Source organism: Spirillospora sp. CA-128828, from assembly GCF_050945415.1.
Taxonomy (GTDB): Bacteria; Actinomycetota; Actinomycetes; order Streptosporangiales; family Streptosporangiaceae; genus Spirillospora.
On sequence record NZ_CP191986.1, the window covers coordinates 7,345,664 to 7,363,040 of the forward strand.

The 17,377-nt window shown below is 71.9% G+C and carries 13 protein-coding genes; 8 read left to right on the plus strand and 5 right to left on the minus strand.

Translation table 11 applies throughout. The annotated features are described in order from the left end of the window. Positions 1-49 precede the first annotated feature (49 nt). The gene (locus tag ACQPXG_RS35290; protein WP_433463475.1) at positions 50-4,372 is read left to right on the plus strand and encodes an SseB family protein; all 4,323 of its coding nucleotides are present in this window, start codon (positions 50-52) and stop codon (positions 4,370-4,372) included. Further along, entirely contained in the window at positions 4,369-4,737 is a 369-nt protein-coding gene (locus ACQPXG_RS35295) for a hypothetical protein (protein WP_433463476.1), read from the plus strand. Before ACQPXG_RS35290 ends, ACQPXG_RS35295 begins: the two co-directional genes overlap by 4 nt. Before the next feature lie 83 nt (positions 4,738-4,820). Here ACQPXG_RS35295 and ACQPXG_RS35300 read toward each other — a convergent pair whose 3' ends face one another. Together ACQPXG_RS35300 and ACQPXG_RS35305 are read right to left on the minus strand one after the other, a co-directional pair. Then, positions 4,821-5,276 (minus strand): hypothetical protein, encoded by a 456-nt coding sequence (locus ACQPXG_RS35300; RefSeq protein ID WP_433463477.1) that lies wholly within the window; start codon positions 5,274-5,276, stop codon positions 4,821-4,823. A gap of 60 nt (positions 5,277-5,336) precedes the next feature. Next, complete coding sequence (locus tag ACQPXG_RS35305; RefSeq protein ID WP_433463478.1) at positions 5,337-5,678, minus strand: hypothetical protein; 342 nt, start codon at positions 5,676-5,678, stop codon at positions 5,337-5,339. Positions 5,679-5,703: 25 nt separating this feature from the next. Here ACQPXG_RS35305 and ACQPXG_RS35310 point away from each other — a divergent pair, with 25 nt between their 5' ends. Next, the gene (locus ACQPXG_RS35310; RefSeq protein ID WP_433463479.1) at positions 5,704-5,862 is read left to right on the plus strand and encodes a hypothetical protein; all 159 of its coding nucleotides are present in this window, start codon (positions 5,704-5,706) and stop codon (positions 5,860-5,862) included. 165 nt (positions 5,863-6,027) lie between these two features. On the opposite strand, the gene ACQPXG_RS35315 is transcribed toward ACQPXG_RS35310, so the two are convergent. After that, a complete protein-coding gene (locus ACQPXG_RS35315; protein ID WP_433463480.1) occupies positions 6,028-6,861 on the minus strand; it encodes a TrmH family RNA methyltransferase in 834 nt (277 codons plus the stop codon). 284 nt (positions 6,862-7,145) lie between these two features. Between ACQPXG_RS35315 and ACQPXG_RS35320 the strand changes: the two genes are divergently transcribed. The 3 genes from ACQPXG_RS35320 (at position 7,146) to ACQPXG_RS35330 (ending at position 12,938) form a co-directional block, all read left to right on the plus strand. Next, positions 7,146-9,452, plus strand: coding sequence for a substrate-binding domain-containing protein (locus ACQPXG_RS35320; RefSeq protein ID WP_433463481.1), 2,307 nt, complete (start codon positions 7,146-7,148; stop codon positions 9,450-9,452). Positions 9,453-9,739: 287 nt separating this feature from the next. Further along, a complete protein-coding gene (locus ACQPXG_RS35325; protein ID WP_433463482.1) occupies positions 9,740-11,230 on the plus strand; it encodes an RNA polymerase sigma factor in 1,491 nt (496 codons plus the stop codon). Positions 11,231-11,459: 229 nt separating this feature from the next. Further along, positions 11,460-12,938, plus strand: coding sequence for an RNA polymerase sigma factor (locus ACQPXG_RS35330; RefSeq protein WP_433463483.1), 1,479 nt, complete (start codon positions 11,460-11,462; stop codon positions 12,936-12,938). A 31-nt stretch (positions 12,939-12,969) separates the two neighbouring features. On the opposite strand, the gene ACQPXG_RS35335 is transcribed toward ACQPXG_RS35330, so the two are convergent. After that, positions 12,970-14,055 carry a phosphotransferase family protein gene (locus tag ACQPXG_RS35335; protein WP_433463484.1) on the minus strand — a complete coding sequence of 362 codons (1,086 nt, stop codon included), beginning with the start codon at positions 14,053-14,055 and terminating at the stop codon, positions 12,970-12,972. Positions 14,056-14,486: 431 nt separating this feature from the next. Between ACQPXG_RS35335 and ACQPXG_RS35340 the strand changes: the two genes are divergently transcribed. Continuing rightward, positions 14,487-15,185 carry a hypothetical protein gene (locus ACQPXG_RS35340; protein ID WP_433463485.1) on the plus strand — a complete coding sequence of 233 codons (699 nt, stop codon included), beginning with the start codon at positions 14,487-14,489 and terminating at the stop codon, positions 15,183-15,185. Positions 15,186-15,258: 73 nt separating this feature from the next. Here the strand turns inward: ACQPXG_RS35340 and ACQPXG_RS35345 are convergent, their stop codons facing one another. Beyond that, a complete protein-coding gene (locus tag ACQPXG_RS35345) occupies positions 15,259-16,626 on the minus strand; it encodes a PLP-dependent aminotransferase family protein (protein ID WP_433463486.1) in 1,368 nt (455 codons plus the stop codon). A 69-nt stretch (positions 16,627-16,695) separates the two neighbouring features. Here ACQPXG_RS35345 and ACQPXG_RS35350 point away from each other — a divergent pair, with 69 nt between their 5' ends. Next, entirely contained in the window at positions 16,696-17,346 is a 651-nt protein-coding gene (locus ACQPXG_RS35350; RefSeq protein WP_433463487.1) for a pyridoxamine 5'-phosphate oxidase family protein, read from the plus strand. The last annotated feature ends 31 nt before the right edge of the window (positions 17,347-17,377 follow it).

Sequence of the window (17,377 nt, forward strand, 5' to 3'; positions counted from 1 at the left end):
TAGGCAGTCGCGCGGGGACGAGCACGGAGAAAAACAGGGGGTGGCGGCCGTGGCCGACGCGTGGCAACCCACGTCGGAACTGGAACGCCGACTGCAGGAGACCGTACGGGCCGGTGACCAGGAGAGCTACTTCCGCCTCATCGCGGACAGCGAGCTGGTCGTACCTGTCCCGCCCGAGATGGTGGACGGCGTGCTCGCGGGCGAGACCCAGCCGTCATGGCCGACCCAGGAGGAGGACGGCCGGGTCCACGTCCTGGTCTACACGTCGGCGGCGGCGATGCGCGCCTGCCTCGGCCCGTCCGTCCAGCACTTCATGACCGTCCGGTTCGGCGACATCGCCGAGACCTGGCCGGACGCCCGCTGGTGGCTCGCCATCGACGCGCCCGCCCGCGGCGTCGGCGCCGCCCTGCCCATCGAGGCGCGGCTGCCGTCCTGGTTCGTCCGGCAGGTCGCCGAGGGCGACGGCCGGCCGCCGCAGGTCGGCCGCGCGTCCGCGCCGTGGGAGGAGCTCAGCGGCCAGCACCGCGAGCTGCCCCGCGAGACGGCCCGGTCCGAGTTCCAGCCGGCGAACGACGTCGAACGCGAACTCCTGCGCGCCGCCGCCAACAACGACCACGACCTGTTCCTGCAGACGCTCGCCGGCACCGAGGTACTGCTGCCCGTCCCGGACGACATGGACTTCACATTGCGTCCGGGCCGCCCCGGTTTCCCGTGGCAGACACGGAAGGTCGACGGCTCCACCGTGGTGCCCGTCTTCACCTCGCCCGAACGGCTCGCCGAGGCGGCCGGGTCCGGGACCGAGTCCATCATGCTGCCGTTCACCGTCGTGCTGCGGTACTGGCCGAACCACGACTGGCTCCTCGCCATCAACTCCGGCTCCCCCGCCGGCGGCACCGTCCTCGCCCAGCAGCTCCCCGGCCTCGCCACCTGGGCCGACCAGCGCGCCGCCCAGCGCATGACAGAGCGCTTCGAGCCGCAGAACGACATCGAGCAGCGCCTCTTCGACGCCGCGCGCCGCCGCGACACCGAGGGCTTCTTCACGATCCTCCTCGGTGCCCAGGTGCTGGTCCCCGCCGACGCCGACACACCCTGGGGGATCGTCCCCGGCGACCGCGAGTTCCCGTGGCGGCCCATCCCCGTCCACGGCCGCACGTCAATCCAGATCTTCACGTCCCTGAAGTGGATGAACGAGGCCATCGGCTCGTCCCGCTTCATCATGCCGAGCGTCCAGGAGATGGTCGGCGCCTGGCCCGACGGCGCCTGGACGCTCGTCCTCAACCCGGGCACGCCCATCGACGCGTCCATGCCGGGCGAACAGGTCCGCACCCTCCGCGGGCCGGCCACTCCCCCCTCGGCCGCCACCCCGCCGCCCCCGGAGACCCCGGCGGTCCCGGTGGCCCCAGCCGTCCCCTCCCCTGGGCCCGCTCCCGACCCGATGGTGGCCGGCGGGCCGGCACAGGCCACGCCCGGAGAACCAGGCGGTCGCCACGCCGACGCCGCCCCGGGCGAGCAGTCCTCCGGCATCCCCGCCATGCCAGAACAGCCAGGCCTGCCCACGCCCGGCACGCCCGAGCACCCAACCCGCCACCACGACCTGCCACAAACCGACCCGGCCTCTGCGCACGACACAACGCCGCCCGGCGAGCAGGCGTCCAACATGCCGGCCATGCCGGAACAGGCAGCCCCACCCGCACCCGGCACACCCGGGCGACCAGCCCCCCGACACGGCGTGCCACAAGCCGGCGCACCCGATGGACGGGACACACCCGTGCCGGGCGAGCAGGTGCCCGGCATGCCGACCATGCCAGGACAGGCAGGCGCGCCCGCACCCCACGAAGCCCCAGGCAGCACACCACCGGCCAACGAACCGGGCGAGTCGACGCCAAGCACACCTGGAGAAGCCGTCGGCCGCCACGGCGGCGCGCCTCACGACCCCGTGTCCGGGCCTGCCCCCGGCGGACCTGGTGAGGAGCGTCCTGCACAGTCATGGCACGCCAAGGCCGCTCCAGAAATGGCCACGCCCGGGCGACCAACCCCATACGACCTGCCACAAGCCGGCGCGGCCCCTGGACGTGACACAACGCCGCCCGGCGAGCAGGCGTCCAACATGCCTGCCACCCCGGAACAGGCAGCCGCGCCCGCCACCCCGGTGCACCCAGCCCCCCACCACCACGACGTGCCACCAGCTGGCGCGCCCGGTGGACACGACACAGCCGTACCGGGCGAGCAGTCCTCCGACGTCCCCGCCATGCCAGACCAGGCAGGCCAACCCGCACCCGGCACCCCCGGGCGACCAACTCCCCAGCACGACGTGCCACAAGCCGACCCGGCCGGTGGACGCGACGCAGCCGGGCCGGGCGAGCAGTCCTCCGGCATCCCTGCCATGCCGGACCAGGCAGGTCCGCCCGCACCCCACGAAGCCCCAGGCAGCACACCACCGGCCAACGAACCGGGCGAGTCGACGCCAAGCACACCTGGAGAAGCCGCCGGCCGCCACGGCGGCGCGCCTCACGACCCCGTGTCCGGGCCTGCCACCGGCAGACCTGGTGAAGAGCATCCCGCACAGGCACGGCACACCAACGCCCCTCCAGAAAAGCCCGCGCCCGGCACCCCCGAGCCATCAGCCCCCCACCACGACCTGCCACCAGCCGGCGCGGCCGGTGGACACGACACAACGGCCCCCGGCGAGCAGGCATCCGGCATCCCCGCCATGCCAGAACAGCCAGGCCTGCCCACGCCCGGCACGCCCGATCACCCAGCCCGCCACCACGACGCAGCCATACCGGGTGAGCAAGCGTCCGCCATGCCAGAACAGGCAACCCCACTCACGCCCGGCAGGCCCGTGCAACCAGGCCCCCAGCACGACGCGCCACAAGTCGGTGCAGCCGGTGGACGCGATACAACGCTGCCCGGCGGGCAGGCGCCCGGCATCCCCGTCGTGCCGGAACAGGCAGGCCCGTCCGCGCCTCACGAAGCCCCAGGCGGACACGCAGGAGCGCCGCCGACCCCAAGCACCGCAGGTGAGACCCGCGACCCCGCCCGCACGCCGCCGGTCAACGAACCGGGCGGTATGGCGTCGGGTGCGGGGGGTCGTCACTCCGGCATGCCGCAGATGACCACGTCTCCCGGCGATACGGCGGGGCACCGCATCATCGACCATGGCGTGGCCGAGGAGGCCGTGCCCGGTGTCCATGCGCCCGGCGGACCGGCGGACGGCGCGCGAGAAGCGGGTCGTGGCCAGACGGGTGGGCCCGGCGCAGTTCATGGCGGTGCGCAGTCCGGTTCGGTCGGCGAGCAGGAGGCCGCGCCCCCCGGCCCGGGTTCGGGCGACAGGCCGGAGCGGGCCTTGCGGGCCGTGGAGGAACCCGAGCCGGCGTTCGAGCCGGGCAACCGGATCGACCAGGAACTCTACGAGGCGGCGGCGAGCGGGGATTCGGACGCGTTCCTGCGGGTGCTGCTCAATGCGAACGTGCTCGTGCCGATTCCCGCTGACGCCCCGCTTGAGGTGACACCGGTTCAGCAGGAGTTCCGGTGGGACGCCGCGCTGCGGAGCGGGTCGGCCGTGCAGGTGTTCACGTCGCTGGTCCGGTTGCGCGAGGTGCTACCGGAGTCCCGGTTCGTCTACGCGGACTTCCGGGAGTTGATCGGCGCGTGGCCCCGGGAGGACTGGGCCATGGTGCTCAACCCGGGGACGCGCATCGGGGCCTCGCTGCGCGGCGACCAGGTGCAGGCGCTGAGCGACTGGGCGGTGCGGGTCGGGCTCGTCCCGGCGCGGCCGGAGGTTCCGCTTCCGCCGCCGCGGCGCGAGCCCGCACCACAGACGGCGCCCGACCCGGACGACCGCGTCGCCACGCCGACGATCATGCAGAAGGTCGTCCCGCACGGACATGTCGCCTGGTACCTGGAGCAGGGATACGACCGCGTCGGCGGCTTCGTGCACTCGACGGGCGACGTGGCCGAACTGCAGACGCCCGTCCAGTTGTACGAGACGCTGGGGCTGCTGTACGCCGACTCGCCTTTCTCGGCCGCCGACGAGGGCGTGTACGTCATCCGGTGGCCCGCGTACTGCCCCGACCTGTACCGGGTCCCGTTCGGCGGGCGGACCGAGGAGGAGATGGCCGCCTGGGGCGAGGCCGGCTGGGTCGTCGAACGGCCGCCCTTCCTGGGAAGCGGCTTCGCGCCGGGAAGCGCCGGGTCCATCCGCGAATACAAGGTGGACAGCGTCCGGCTGCCGTACGGGGCGGAGATGTACTACCTCGCCAGGGACCGGTCCGAGCGGTTCATCGCCATGTACGACCCCGACCGGCTCGCCTGGCTGCGGCCGGACGCCAACGCCGAGGCGTGGAACGGGCGGACGGAGGCCACGCAGTGATCCGGGACGGGTACGTCGCGCGGTGGCTGGGCCGTGACTTCGAAGCCGCACCCGGCGCCGACGGCGAGATCAGGCTGTACGCGCCCGGGCCGACGGACGGGTTCGAGGAGCTTCGCCCCGGCCGCTACCGCCGCATCGTCCCCGCGTCCGAGGTCGAGGACCTCCGCTACGCCCGGACGACGTGCCGGTGGCGCGGGGAACGCTTCGTCATCGTCGGGGAGCATGAAACGTGGCTGCGCGTCGAGTATGCGGGCGGACGGGCGCCGGTCGCCGAAAGACTCGGGCTCGACCGCATCGACCTGGGCGTCTGGCAGACCTGGGCGCCGCGTTCGGAGATCGAGGACATCCGCGAAGAGTTCATCTGATCCCGAACGGGGTTGATTTGGTGCGTTGATCCGTGTTCGCATGTCTCCCGAGGCGATCCCTCGGGTAGCAGCGAGCACGGCGTTCAACGGCGACGCGACGGAGGTGCGGCGGCAGTGATCTGCCGATCGGCGGTGAAACCGATCTTTGTTGGGCTGGGCACGGCGGCCATCCTCGCCGCCGGAGGCGCATCCGCCGTGGCCGACACCTCGTCCCCCTCCTCCTCTTCCTCGGAGTCGGATCCCGCGTCCCCGGCCACCGGCAAACTCAGCGTGGACGTCCAGCCGAGCAGAGCCACCGTGGCCCCAGGTGGTTCCGTGAAGATTCTCACCAGCGTCAATGCTGTCGATGGCAACGTGGCGGGCGTCAAGGTCACGAAGATCACGTCGGCCCTTGAGGGGACGGAGATCGCGGGCGATTGCGGAGATCCGTTCACCGCGCCTGCATGCGACATCGGCGACATCTCCAGCGGAAAGGGCGGCTCCGTCGACTCAACAGTGACGGTCCCGAAGGCTGGTCCCAAGAGCACCGTGAAGTTCACGATCACTGTCACTGTTGACGCCGCAGACATCGACCCGACGCTTGAGTCCGCGACCATCACCTACCTCGTGCCCACGCCAACGAAGACACCCACCAAGACTCCGACCCCGACGAAGAAGCCCACCAAGACTCCGACGAAGTCGCCTTCGCCCACGGCGACGGCTACGTCTTCGTCCGGGACGTCCAACGGTGGGGGCGGTAGTTCGAACGGCGGGAACGGGTCCGGTGGGAATGGGGCGGGGGCGAACGGGTATGTGCCGCCGTCGCCGAACTCGTCGTTCGATCCGCAGAATCCGCAGGTCGCGTTGCCGTCGATCCAGGCGCCCAGCCCGTCCGTCGCGCCGAGTCCGGTCCCGGGGTCGGGGACGCCGCAGAGCCGGCTGCAGGGAAACAAGGCGCCCATCGCTCAGGACCTCACGTTCGAGCGGATGGCCAGCACGCAGATCGCATGGCTGGCGGCGCTGATGGTGGCGTTCTCCCTCCTGCTGACGCAGCTGCGGCTGGGGCGCCGCCGCCTGCCGGCCGGGGTGCCGAAGCGCGTGAAGGGTACGCACCGGCGGCCCCGCCACGGCATGTTCGGGAACTGACAGCGGCCTCCACGAGGAGTTCCTGTCCACGCTGGATGCCTCCGAGCGCATCGACTGGGAGGACGAGCCCGAGGACTGGGCCTTCATGGAGGCGGAGCAGCTGGCGAGCCGACTGGCCGGTTGAGCATATCCCACGACGGAAATGGCGACCGCAGGCGCGTTCTCTCATTGTTTCCGGGATGCGCCCTGGTGCATGAGGGAGTGGCAGGCGATGGCGGCGGCCGCGGTGACGTTGAGGGAGTCGACGCCGGCGGACATCGCGTCCGGGCTCATGGGAATGCACACCGGCTCGTCCGCCTCGTCAAGCCAGTGTGAGGAGAGGCCGTCCCCCTCCGAGCCGAGCATGAGAGCGACACGGTCGCCCGTCGATGCCGTGTCTATGGGTGTCGCCGTCTGGTCGGGTGTCAGGGCCAGCAAGGTGAAGCCGGCGGCGCGCACCTTGCCCAGGCCGTCGTGCCAGTTGGCCATGCGCATGTAGGGGATCGCGAAGACCGCTCCCATGGAGACCTTCACCGACCGCCGGTACAGGGGGTCCGCGCAGCGCGGGGACAGGATGATGGCGTCGATGCCCAGTGCCGCGGCACACCTATATATGGAGCCGACGTTCGCGTGATCCACCAGGTCCTCCAGGACGAGGATGCGGCGGGCGCCGGCCAGGACGGCTTCGAGGGGCGGCAGTGGAAGGCGTTCCAGGGACGCCAGGGCGCCGCGATGGACCTGGAAGCCGGTGAGGGACTCCATGGTGGCGTCGTCGGCGATGTAGGCGGGGGCGGCCAGGCCGTCCAGCAGGTCGGCGAGCGGATCGGCCCAGCGGGGGGCCATCAGGAGGGAGCGGACGGGGTGGCCGGCGCCGACCGCGCGGCGGATCACCTTCTCGCCCTCGGCGACGAACAGGCCGTGCTCGGCCTCCAGGCTCTTGCGGAGGTTCACGTCGCGGAGCCGGACGAAGTCCGCGAGGCGCGGGTCGGCGGGGTCGGAGACCGGGATCAGGCTGGCCATCGTCCCAGTCTGCCGCCGGACACGGGATGCGGCGGCACCGCGCGGCGGTCCGGCGGCCGGATCCGGCCGCCGGACGGTCCCGAATGTCCTGTTCCGCGGGATGTCCATACCGCCTCGTACCTCCCCGGTCGCTGCGTGTGACCGGGGGGCGGCCATGCCAGGATCATCCGGGCATAGGCTCATGACCTGCGGCATTATCAGTTTTGAGTTCTTTGTAACCTCTGGTTCGTACTACTACAGTGCCGGGGAACATCGGCGGGTTTCTGGTGAATCGAGGGCAGGCCATGAGCGGACGTCATCGCAATGACTTCCCCGAGGGGACGGGCGAGGGCGGGTACGACCCGTCCACGCCCGTCTTCGGCCCGGCCAACGACGGGTCGTCCGACTGGTTCGGCTCGCGTGACGGGCAGGGCCAGCCGCTCGCCCAGCCCCCGGCCGGCCCGCAGGGCGCGCCGCCCGGCGTCGCCCCGGGGGCGTCGGGTGAGACCCCCGAGTGGTTCACGCCCCGGCAGTCGGGCGAGGAGCCGGTCTTCGGGTCCGGTGGATTCAGCGGTGCGTCCGACGCGGGCGGTTACGGGCTCGGGCGGCCGGGCCCGGCCGGGTCCGGCGGCTACGGCCGGGAGCCGAGGGCCGCGTCGCCGCAGGGGCCCGCTCCGGAGTCCTCGCCGCTCGCCGGGACCGGGTACAGCGAGTACGACTCCATCCGCAGCTCGGACGGCGGCCCGTCGGGATTCTTCGGCGGTTCCGGTGGGCCGGGCGACTCCGGCGGCTACGGCGGCGGGTCCGGCGACTCGGGCGGTTCCGGTGGGTCCGGCGGCTATGGCGGCGGGTCCGGCGGCTACGAGTACGGGCGCCGCAAGCGCAAGCGGAGCGCGACCGCGCTGATCGGGCCGATGGCCGGGGCGGTGGGCCTGGCGCTGCTGCTCGGCGTCGGCGTCTACGCGTTCGCCGAGAGCGGCGGCGGCTGCTCCGGCGACGACGCGATGAACCTGTCGGTCGCGGCGGCGCCCGACATCGCGCCGGTCGTGGAGAAGGCGGCCGGACGGTTCAACGACGCCAAGCACAAGGTCGACGGCAAGTGCGTCAAGGCCACCGTGAAGAAGGCCGAGCCCTCCGCCGTGACGACGGTGCTGTCCGGGCAGGCCGTGGCGAACGCGTCCAACGAGCGCCCGGACGTGTGGATCCCCGACTCGTCGCTGTGGAGCTCGCTGGCCCAGTCGAACGAGGAGAAGGGCGACAAGGGCAGCGTCATCTCCACCAAGACCTCGGTGGCGCAGAGCCCGATCGTCGTCGGGCTGCCGCAGACGCTCGCGGAGCAGCTGAAGAAGCAGGGCATCACCGCCAGCCCGTCCTGGGACAACCTGCTGAAGGCGGCGGGCGGCGTCGCGGGCGGCGCGGTGACCAAGAACCAGATGATCCCGGCGGGCTCGGTGCGGCTGGTCGTGCCGGACCCGATGAAGAACGCCGCGGGCATGGGCTCGCTGATGGTCACGAGCACGCTGCTGGCGAACGACCCCAACCGGGACTCGATCTTCACCGGCATCGTCCGGACCGTCCGGGAGAGCACCGTCCCCACCGTGGAGGCGGAGTTCCAGCACTTCCGCAAGGACCGCAGCGGCAAGCAGCCGATCTCGCTGTCGTCCGAGCAGGCCCTCTACCAGTACAACCGGACGAAGCCGGCCGAGCCCGCGGTGGCGCTGTACCCGATCGAGGGCACGCTGTCCATGGACTACCCGTTCACCGTCACCAGCAAGGACGACGCCAAGCAGAAGGGCGCCCGGCTGCTGGAGCAGGCGTTGGGCACCGAGGCGACCCGCAAGGACGTCCTGGAGGCCGGGTTCCGGACGACGGACGGCAAGGCGCCGTCCGGGTTCACCCAGGCGGCGGGCGTCAGCCCGGCCCGGCCGCGGCAGCTGCCCGCGCCGAAGAGCGCCGACGTGGCGAAGGTCATGCAGGCGTGGTCGAAGCTGTCGCTGGGGCTGCGCATGCTCACGCTGATCGACGTGTCCGGGTCGATGGCCGAGAAGGTCGGGCCGGACACCAACCGGCTGCAGGCGATCGCGCAGGTGTCGCAGGGCGGGCTCAGCATGATGTCCAACGACACCGAACTCGGCCAGTGGCTGTTCTCGACGAAGATGAACGGCGACGTGCCGTACAAGGAGACGGTGCCGATCGGCGCGCTCGGCGACCGGATCGGGTCGAACACGCGGCGCGGGCTCGTCCTGTCGACGCTCAACCAGATGCAGCCGAAGCCGAACGGCGACACCGGCCTGTACCGGACGATGCTGGCCGCCTACAAGAAGATGAACGAGACCTACAAGCCCGAGTTCGGCAACTCGATCCTGCTGCTCACGGACGGCAAGAACGACGACGACGGCGGCCCGTCGCTGGCGGAGACGCTGAAGCAGCTGAAGGACATGCAGGACCCGAACAAGCCGATCCAGGTCAACATGATCGGGTTCGGCAAGGGGGTCGACCGGAACGAACTGGAGCAGATCGCCGCGGCGACGAACGGCAACGTCCAGGTCGCGCAGACCCCGCAGGAGATCTCCAAGATCTTCCTGAAGATGCTGTCCCGGCGGATCCAGTGATCCGGTGACCAGCGCTCGGTGATCTTCCGGCTGCGGCAGGTAGTTCTGGATTTTTCCCGCCATCGGTGTCAACCGGGTGCGACCGTCGACCGTCTTTTTCTATGGAGGCCCGACGGGGAGCGGGGCCGTCGGGCCTCCAACCTGCTTTCCTCCCTGGCCCGTGACGGGGAAGAGCGCCCGGTCCGCGACCGGAGCCGGGAGAGCGCATCCGCTCCCCTTCTTCGAATTTCAAGCCCGTCCCTGACGATGCGGACGAGGATTCCTAGCACAGCCCGCGGGAGGACCCTGTGTCCGGTTGGCCTAATTTCGATCGAGCCGACGACGAGCGCTTGGCGCGGTCGCTGGCCGCCGGCGATCCGAGCGCCCTCATCCAGGTCATGGATCACTACGCGGCCCGCCTGTACGACTACAGTCACGCGCTGCTCCGCGACCAGGACCAGGCCGCCGGCGCGCTGCACGACGCGCTGATCGCCGCCTACGCGCACGTGTCCGTGCTGCGCGAGCCCGACCGGTTCCGCGGATGGCTGTACGCGCTCGTCCGCAACGAGTCCATGCGGCGGCTGCGCGCCCCGGGCCGACCCGCCGAACGTCACGAGGCGCCCGAGGTCGAGGACGGTTTCCTCGACGACGCGGAACTGGCCCGGCGGCAGGAGGCCCGCCGGCTCGTCCACGGCGCCCTGTCCGGGCTGCGCGGGCGCGAACGCGAGTCGCTGGACCTCATGCTGCGGCACGGCCTGGACGCGAGCGAGGTCGGCGGCGTCCTCGGCATCGACGCGCAGGAGGCCACGAACCTGACCGGCGAGGCGCACGCCCGCCTGGACGAGGCGCTCGCCGCCGCCTACATCGCCCGCGTCGGACGCGACGACTGCCCCGACGTCGCCGCGATCGCCGACGACGGGGGCTGGCCGCTGCCGCCGCAGGTCGTCGGCAGGCTCGTCCACCACATCGCGTCGTGCCCCGTCTGCGGCCCGCGGCGCGACCGGACCGTGTCCGCGGCGCGGCTCCTGCAGGTGCTGCCGGTCGCGATGATGCCGACCGACCTGCGCGGCCTCGTCATGGCGACCGCCACCGACCCCGCGCTCGCGGCCGACCTCGCCGCGATCGCGCACCGCGCCGAGCCGCTCGACCCATGGGGCTGGCCCTCCATGGTCGACCGGGAGGCCGCGCACGACTCCTCCGGACGGCGCGCCCCGCGCGGGCTCTGGGCCGCGCTGGCCGCCGCGGCGGCCGTCATCGTCGTCGTGGCGGGGGCGTACTTCGTCATGTCCGGCTCGTCCGGCGGGCGGACGAGCGCGGACGGCCCCTCGGGAAGGGCGTCGGCGTCCGTCCTCGATCCGTCCTCCCCGGCCGAGTCCGAGAGCCCGTCCGACTCCCCAACGCCGACCGAGTCGGAGACGCCGACGCCCACCCCCACGACGACCACACCGACGCCGACCCCGACACGGACGCGGACACAGTCCCGCACGCCCCGGCCGACGGCGACCAAGACGACTCCGAAGACCGGCAGGCTCGTCGTGAGCGGCTCTTGCCAGCTTTCTCCCGGAGAAGACTGCTCGATCATGGTGCGCGCGGTGGGCGGGAGCGTCACATGGTCCGCGTCCGCACCGTCCCCCCTCACCGTCAGCGGCGGCGGCACACTGCCCAGCGGCGGGACGAGCACCGCCACGGTCAGCCTTCCCGAGGATTGCACCAGGTCAGGCAACGGAGCCGTCACTTTCTCACCGAACGGCAGCGCGGCGGTCTCGTGGACGTGCCGGCCGGGCGAGGGCAGAGGCTGAGGCGACACTGAGCTCAAACGTGATCCAGATCACTTTTGTTTGCGCAAGGGCCGTCCCACAAGGCGATTCGGCCACGGCGCGTGCCGCATTCGTCACGGAAATCTTCACATAGGGGAGAAATTCCAGCGACTTGGTGGCAAGATCAGGCAACCGGAGTCGGCCGACAGGGTTCGGGGCTCGACCGGGGGCACGTTCTTGAACACCGAAAAACTCGACTGGGAGGGTTCCCGTGGCCGGTGAGCCAGGGCCCGGGCAGAGCGACGACATCAGGCTGGCGGACTCGCTGCGGGCCGGGGACGTCATAGCACTGACCGAGGTCTACGACACCTACGCGCCGTTCCTCTACGACTACTGCCACGGCCTGCTGCGCGACCGCGTCGAGGCGGCCGGGGCCCTGCGGAACGTCGTCATCGCCGCCCGTGAGCACGTGGACCGGCTCACCGAGCCGGCGCGGCTGCGCGGCTGGCTGTACGCGATCGCCCGCAAGGAGTGCATGCGGCGCCGCGACAGCCCGAACCGGCACACCGGGCAGGAGGCGCCCGAGGCCGACGACGAGCTGACCTCCGAGCAGCTCGCCCGCCGCGAGGAGCGCCGGCTGCTGGCGCACAGCGCGCTGGCCGCGCTCAACGGGCGGCAGCGCGAGGCGATCGACCTGTCGGTGCGGCACGAACTGGACGAGGTGGACCTGGCCGGCATCTTCGGGATGCCGCTGGAGGAGACCCTCGCGCTGGTGGAGAAGGCCCGCGAGGACCTCGCCGCCGCACTGCACGCGTCCCTCATCGCGCAGAACCACTGGAAGGACTGCCCCAGCGTCGCGGCGCTGACCGAGTCGTGGCCGCTGGACCCGCAGACGTCGGCGGCGCTCGTCCGGCACGTGGAGAACTGCCCGGTGTGCGGGGCGCGGGAGACGCCGGCGCTGCCGCCGGACCGGCTGCTGTCGGTGCTGCCGATCGCGGCGATCCCCGCCGACCTGCGGCTGGACGTGCTGACCGCCGCGACCGCCGAGGACCGGGCCGGCAACCGCCGCGCCATCGCCGCCTGGACCGAGCCGTTCGACGAGTACGGCTGGCCGCTGCCCTACCAGCAGACCGCGCCGCGGCGGAGTGACCGGGCGCCCCGCCGGCGCGGGCCGCTGCTCGCCGCCGTCGCGGTGGGCGTCGGTGTCCTGGTGCTGTTCGCCGGCGCGATGACCTGGCTGGGCGGTGGCGACGACGGCACGAACGCGGCCGCGACCGGCCCGGCGGTGCCCGGCGGCAGCGGTTCGCCGGGGGACTCGGGCACGCCCGAGCCCGCCCCGACCGACCCGTCGCCCACGGTGACGTCGCCGTCCCCGACCGAGTCGAAGTCGCCGTCGGAGTCGCCGTCGCCGTCCAAGAGCCCGTCGGAGACGCCGTCGACCAAGTCGCCGGTGCCGCCGACGACCACACGCGCGCCGCAGCCGCCGTCCCCCGGACGTCTGTCGGTCTCCGGCTGCAACATGGGCAGGAGCGACTCCTGCACCGTCACGATCAGGGCGGTCGGCGGCCCGGTCGACTGGCAGGTCACCGGCACGTCCGGGCCCGTCCGGGCCGGAGGTTCAGGGCACCTCGGCGCCGGGCAGAGCAGTGGCGTGCGGGTGTCGCGCGCGAGCGGCTTCTGCCTGGGCCAGCAGACCGGCTCCGTCTCCGTCTCGCCCGGTGGATCCGCGTCGGTGTCCTACATCTGCTAGGCGGGCCTGCCCGGAGGATGATCCCGGTTCCCTACCAGAGAGAGCCGGCGTCGAGGGTGCGGTGTGCGCGCTCCAGCAGGAGCGGCACACCGCCGCCGATCTGGTCGAAGCCCTCGCCGACCGTCGCGTTCTGCAGGTAGCGGGCGTGGATGCCCTCCAGGATGACCGCGAGCTTGAAGCACGCGAACGCGACGTAGAAGTCGAGGTCGGCGAGGTCGAAGCCGGTCAGCGCCGCGTACCGCTCGGTGAACTCCCGGCGGCCGAAGAAGCCGGGCGCCGCGGTGATGGTCGCGCCGACCGGGAGCTCTTGGTCGTCGGTGGCCTCGGCCCAGTAGACGAGCGTCAGCCCGAGGTCGGACAGCGGATCGCCCAGCGTCGACATCTCCCAGTCGACGACGGCCGCGATCTCGGGACGCGGCTCCAGCCGGGCGAGCGCGTTGTCGAGCCGGAAGTCCCCGTGCACGAGGCGGGCCGGGGCGTCCGCGGGCAGCCGTTCGGCGAGCCGCGCGACGAGACGGTCGTACTCGGGCAGGTCGTGGGTGTTGCCGGTGGCCCGGATGGCCTGCTGTGAACCGTCCCACTGCTTGCCCCAGCGGTTGAGCTGCCGCTCCATGTAACCGCTCGGCCGGCCGAAGTCGCCCAGCCCGACCGCCTTCACGTCGACCGTGTGGATCGCGGCGAGCGCCGCCGCGAGCGCCTCGCTGAGTCCGCGCGCCTGCCCGGGGGTGATGTCCGCGGCGTCCTCCCGGGTCCGCAGGACGCGTCCCTCGACGAAGTCCATCAGGTAGAAGCGGGCGCCGATGACCTCCTCGTCGTCGCAGAACGCCAGCGTCCTCGGCACGGGCACCGACGTCCCGCTGCCGAGCGCCGACAGAACCCGGTATTCGCGTCCCATGTCGTGCGCCGTCGGCAGGACGTGCCCGAGCGGCGGCCTGCGCAGCACGACGCGGCGGTCGCCGTCCAGGGTGATCCCGTACGTGAGGTTCGAACGCCCGCCCGCGATCAGGTCGATCGCGCCGATCCGTCCCGATCCGGGCAGCTCACGGGCCAGCCAGGCCGCCAGCCGGGGGACGTCGATGCCGGGCACTCCGGCGGGAAGTTCTGCGTCAACGGTCATGACGCTCTATTAGAACGCGGCTCGGTCCGGGCTGTGAACCCCGCCCCCCTACCATCCGCAGGCGGTGTCTTCCCGGCCACTTCCGGCCGACTTGGAGGCGAACCTCACCTTCTCTCCAGAATCGGCGCTGACCTGCGCCGACATCGCGACGTCCGATACCGGACGGGTGATTTCGTGAGAGTCTCAGAGGAAAATGGTGACGCAAGGTGGAATCCTCTTACACCGGGGGTACTCATCTGCACCGACACCCGAGCAGACTGGGTCCAACCAGGCACGGGTGCCGAGAGCCGTCATCCCGGCCCATAAGACGGCAGGCTGGACTTACGAGTCTCGCTGGGCTAAGAGAAGAGGACTAGACCATTCGGGGGCCTAGACCGCCCGATTGGGGGGGACGCACCGTGGCAGACGCATGGCTGCCGGGAGCCGGCCGCATGCCGGCACGACACGACGGCGGAGCGTTGCGGGGAGGTGCTCCCCGCGCGGTCTGGTGCGCCGGTGAGCACGACCCGCACACCGTCTCCGCGCGCTCGGTGGCCGCCGACCTCGTCAAGGAGGAACGGCCGGCGCACCTCGTGTGGCATCCCGGTACCGGCCAGATCGTCCAACTGCTCCCGATCACCCGCGCGGCCCGGCTGCTCGGCGGGCGGGTCGGCCGGGAGGGACGCGTCTGCGCGCAGATCATGGTGATCGGCCAGTCCCGGTCACCGTTCACCGGATCGCCGCTGGCCGGACTCGACGCGATCGTCCAGTGGCTGGACGCGTGGGGCGTCGCGCGCCGCTGGCCGGCCGGTCCCCCGCTGCCGTCGCCGCAGTCGTACCACGCGCACCGCAGCCGCAGGGACTGGGCGCGCGGCGGGCACTACGGAGCCTCCCAGGTGCCGCTGCTCGACCGTCCCGATCCCGGCGGCATCGACATTCGCCGCATCACCGGTCCCGAGACCCCGGTCGCGCCCATCCCGAAGCCCCGCCTTCCGGCCGCTCCGGGCGGACCCCGGCTGCTGCCGCCGCGCCCACTCGCTCCCGAGACCGTCCGCCCGCCGCAGAACGATCCCCCGCCCCCGGGACTCCCCGCACCGCTGCACCCGGCCTCGGAGCCCGTGCCGGTCGGCCCGCCCGCCATGTCCAACTGACCGGCCCGGCCGGGAGACCGTCCCGGCTGGAGACCGGCCCGTGCCCGCGCCGGTGGCCCTTTCGCGCTGCGCGCTACCCGACCAGATCCCGGACGATCTCGCAGCCCTTGCGGAGCTCGGCCAGGGTCGCGGCGGCTCCGTAACCGATCACCAGGCCGGAAGCCCGCACCGGCCCCATGTGGTGGCGGTCCAGCGTCTCGACCACGACCCCCCGTCCGGCCGCTTCGCCGACGACGCGGTCGGCCACGTGTTCCGGAACGTCCACGACGAGATGTAGCCCGGCCGTGTCACCCAGCAGGCGGAGCCCGCTCAGCGCCTGCACCACCACCTCGCGGCGGCGCGCGTACTCGCCGCGCATCCGGCGGACGTACCTGTCGAGATCACCGCGTTCCAGGAGCACCCTCAACGCGTCCTGCGGCACGATGGCGGTGCGGTCGTTCAACTCCTCGCGGCGCAGCGCCACCTCCGCCACGAGGTCGGGCCGTCCGGCCAGCCAGCCGACGCCCATGTCCGCGGTGAGGATCTTGGCCGTGGTGCCCAGGTAGACGACCACGTCCGGGTCCAGGCCGTAGAGCGCGGGCAGGGGCGCGACGTCGTAGCGGAACTCGCCGTCGTAGTCGTCCTCGGCGATGAGCGCCCCGTTGCGCCTCGCCCACGCCAGCAGGGCCTGCCGGCGCGGGACGGGCAGGACGCCGCCCATCGGATACTGGTGCGACGGCGTCGTGTAGACGATGCGCAGGTCATCGGGAAGACCATCGACGATGACGCCGTGCTCGTCGACAGGACAGGGAACCAGTTCAGCGCCACGTCCCCTGAGGACCGCGCGTGCTCTGCCATAGCCGGGCTCCTCGACGCCCACGCGGTCCCCCGGACGAAGCACGGTCGCGGCCAGGAGATCGATCCCGTTCGTCGCCCCACGCGTGACGAGGAGGCCGTCCAGAGGGCAGGTCACACCGCGGCTGCGTCTGATGTAATCGGCGAGCGCTCGTCGCAGGCCCGGCAACCCGTGCGGGTCTTGACGTTGCTGCGGAGGCATTCCCGCCGCCAGCCGCCAGGCTCTGCGCCATGCGGGCGTGTCCAGCGCTCCGATCCACGCGATACCGGGCCTCAGGTCGATCTCGTGTGGGGCCGCTGTCCTTCTTATTGGTTTCGTCTTGGGCTTCTGTGATCTCGGCGTCGGTGGGGCTGCGACACCTTCGGTGACGTACGTGCCGGAGCCATGCCGGCCCTCCAGCCAGCCCTCCGCATAGAGCTGTTCATAGGCCCCCGTCACGACCGTCCTGCTCACACCGAGCAGGCCGGCCAGCGCCCTGCTGGACGGCAGCCGTTCCCCCGCGGCAAGCCGTCCCTCCCCCATGGCGGCGCGCAACTGAGCGACGAGCTGCGCGCTCATCGGCTCCTTGTCGTCCCTCTCGATGGAGAGGGGCAGATCGATCGACAAAGTGGTCTCCGGCTATACGCATCAAGTGGCCATACCCGCCAGGCCACTCGTCTCCTAGCGTAAACGGACATGAACCCACTCTCCTCGACCGCACGCACACGCCTGGGCCGCTATCCGGAACGTTCCAGCGCCGACCGTTCCGTCCTGTACGAGATCCTGGACGACGGCATGATCTGCCACCTCGGCCTCACCGTGAACGGCTCGCCGCGCGTCATTCCCACCGGCTACGGGCGTCTCGACGACACGCTCTACGTGCACGGCTCCAGCGGGGCGAGCAGCCTCATGGCCGGGCCGTCCCAGGACATCTGCGTCACCGTCACCCATCTCGACGGGATCGTCATGGCCCGCTCCCTGTTCCACCATTCGATCAACTACCGCAGCGCCGTCATCTTCGGCACACCCCGGCTCGTGGACGACCCGGACGAGAAGCTGACCGGCCTCCGCGTCGTCACCGAGCAACTGGCCCCCGGCCAGTGGGACGTGGCCCGCCTGCCGACCCGCAAGGAGATGGCCGGTGTCTCCGTCCTGGCCCTCTCCCTGGACGAGGCGTCCGTCAAGGTGCGGCAGGGCCCGCCCGGAGACGAGGAATCCGACTACGACCTGGACGTCTGGGCCGGTGTCCTCCCCGTCCGGCAGACGTTCGGCACGCCCGCCCCCGACCCTCTCCTCCGCCCCGGCATCCCCGTCCCCGGACATATCACCCGCCGCGTGACCTCCTAAATCGAACGCCCGCAATGCCCCGCGCAGTCGT

What these genes read in the sequence shown, in the direction of transcription:
- ACQPXG_RS35305 (WP_433463478.1), bottom strand. Translation starts at nt 5,678, where the DNA reads ATGGGCGCCTTGTTTCCCTGCAGCCGGCTCTGCGGCGTCCCCGACCCC.
- ACQPXG_RS35310 (WP_433463479.1), top strand. Translation starts at nt 5,704, where the DNA reads ATGGCCAGCACGCAGATCGCATGGCTGGCGGCGCTGATGGTGGCGTTC.
- ACQPXG_RS35315 (WP_433463480.1), bottom strand. Translation starts at nt 6,861, where the DNA reads ATGGCCAGCCTGATCCCGGTCTCCGACCCCGCCGACCCGCGCCTCGCG.
- ACQPXG_RS35320 (WP_433463481.1), top strand. Translation starts at nt 7,146, where the DNA reads ATGAGCGGACGTCATCGCAATGACTTCCCCGAGGGGACGGGCGAGGGC.
- ACQPXG_RS35335 (WP_433463484.1), bottom strand. Translation starts at nt 14,055, where the DNA reads ATGACCGTTGACGCAGAACTTCCCGCCGGAGTGCCCGGCATCGACGTC.
- ACQPXG_RS35340 (WP_433463485.1), top strand. Translation starts at nt 14,487, where the DNA reads ATGCCGGCACGACACGACGGCGGAGCGTTGCGGGGAGGTGCTCCCCGC.
- ACQPXG_RS35350 (WP_433463487.1), top strand. Translation starts at nt 16,696, where the DNA reads ATGAACCCACTCTCCTCGACCGCACGCACACGCCTGGGCCGCTATCCG.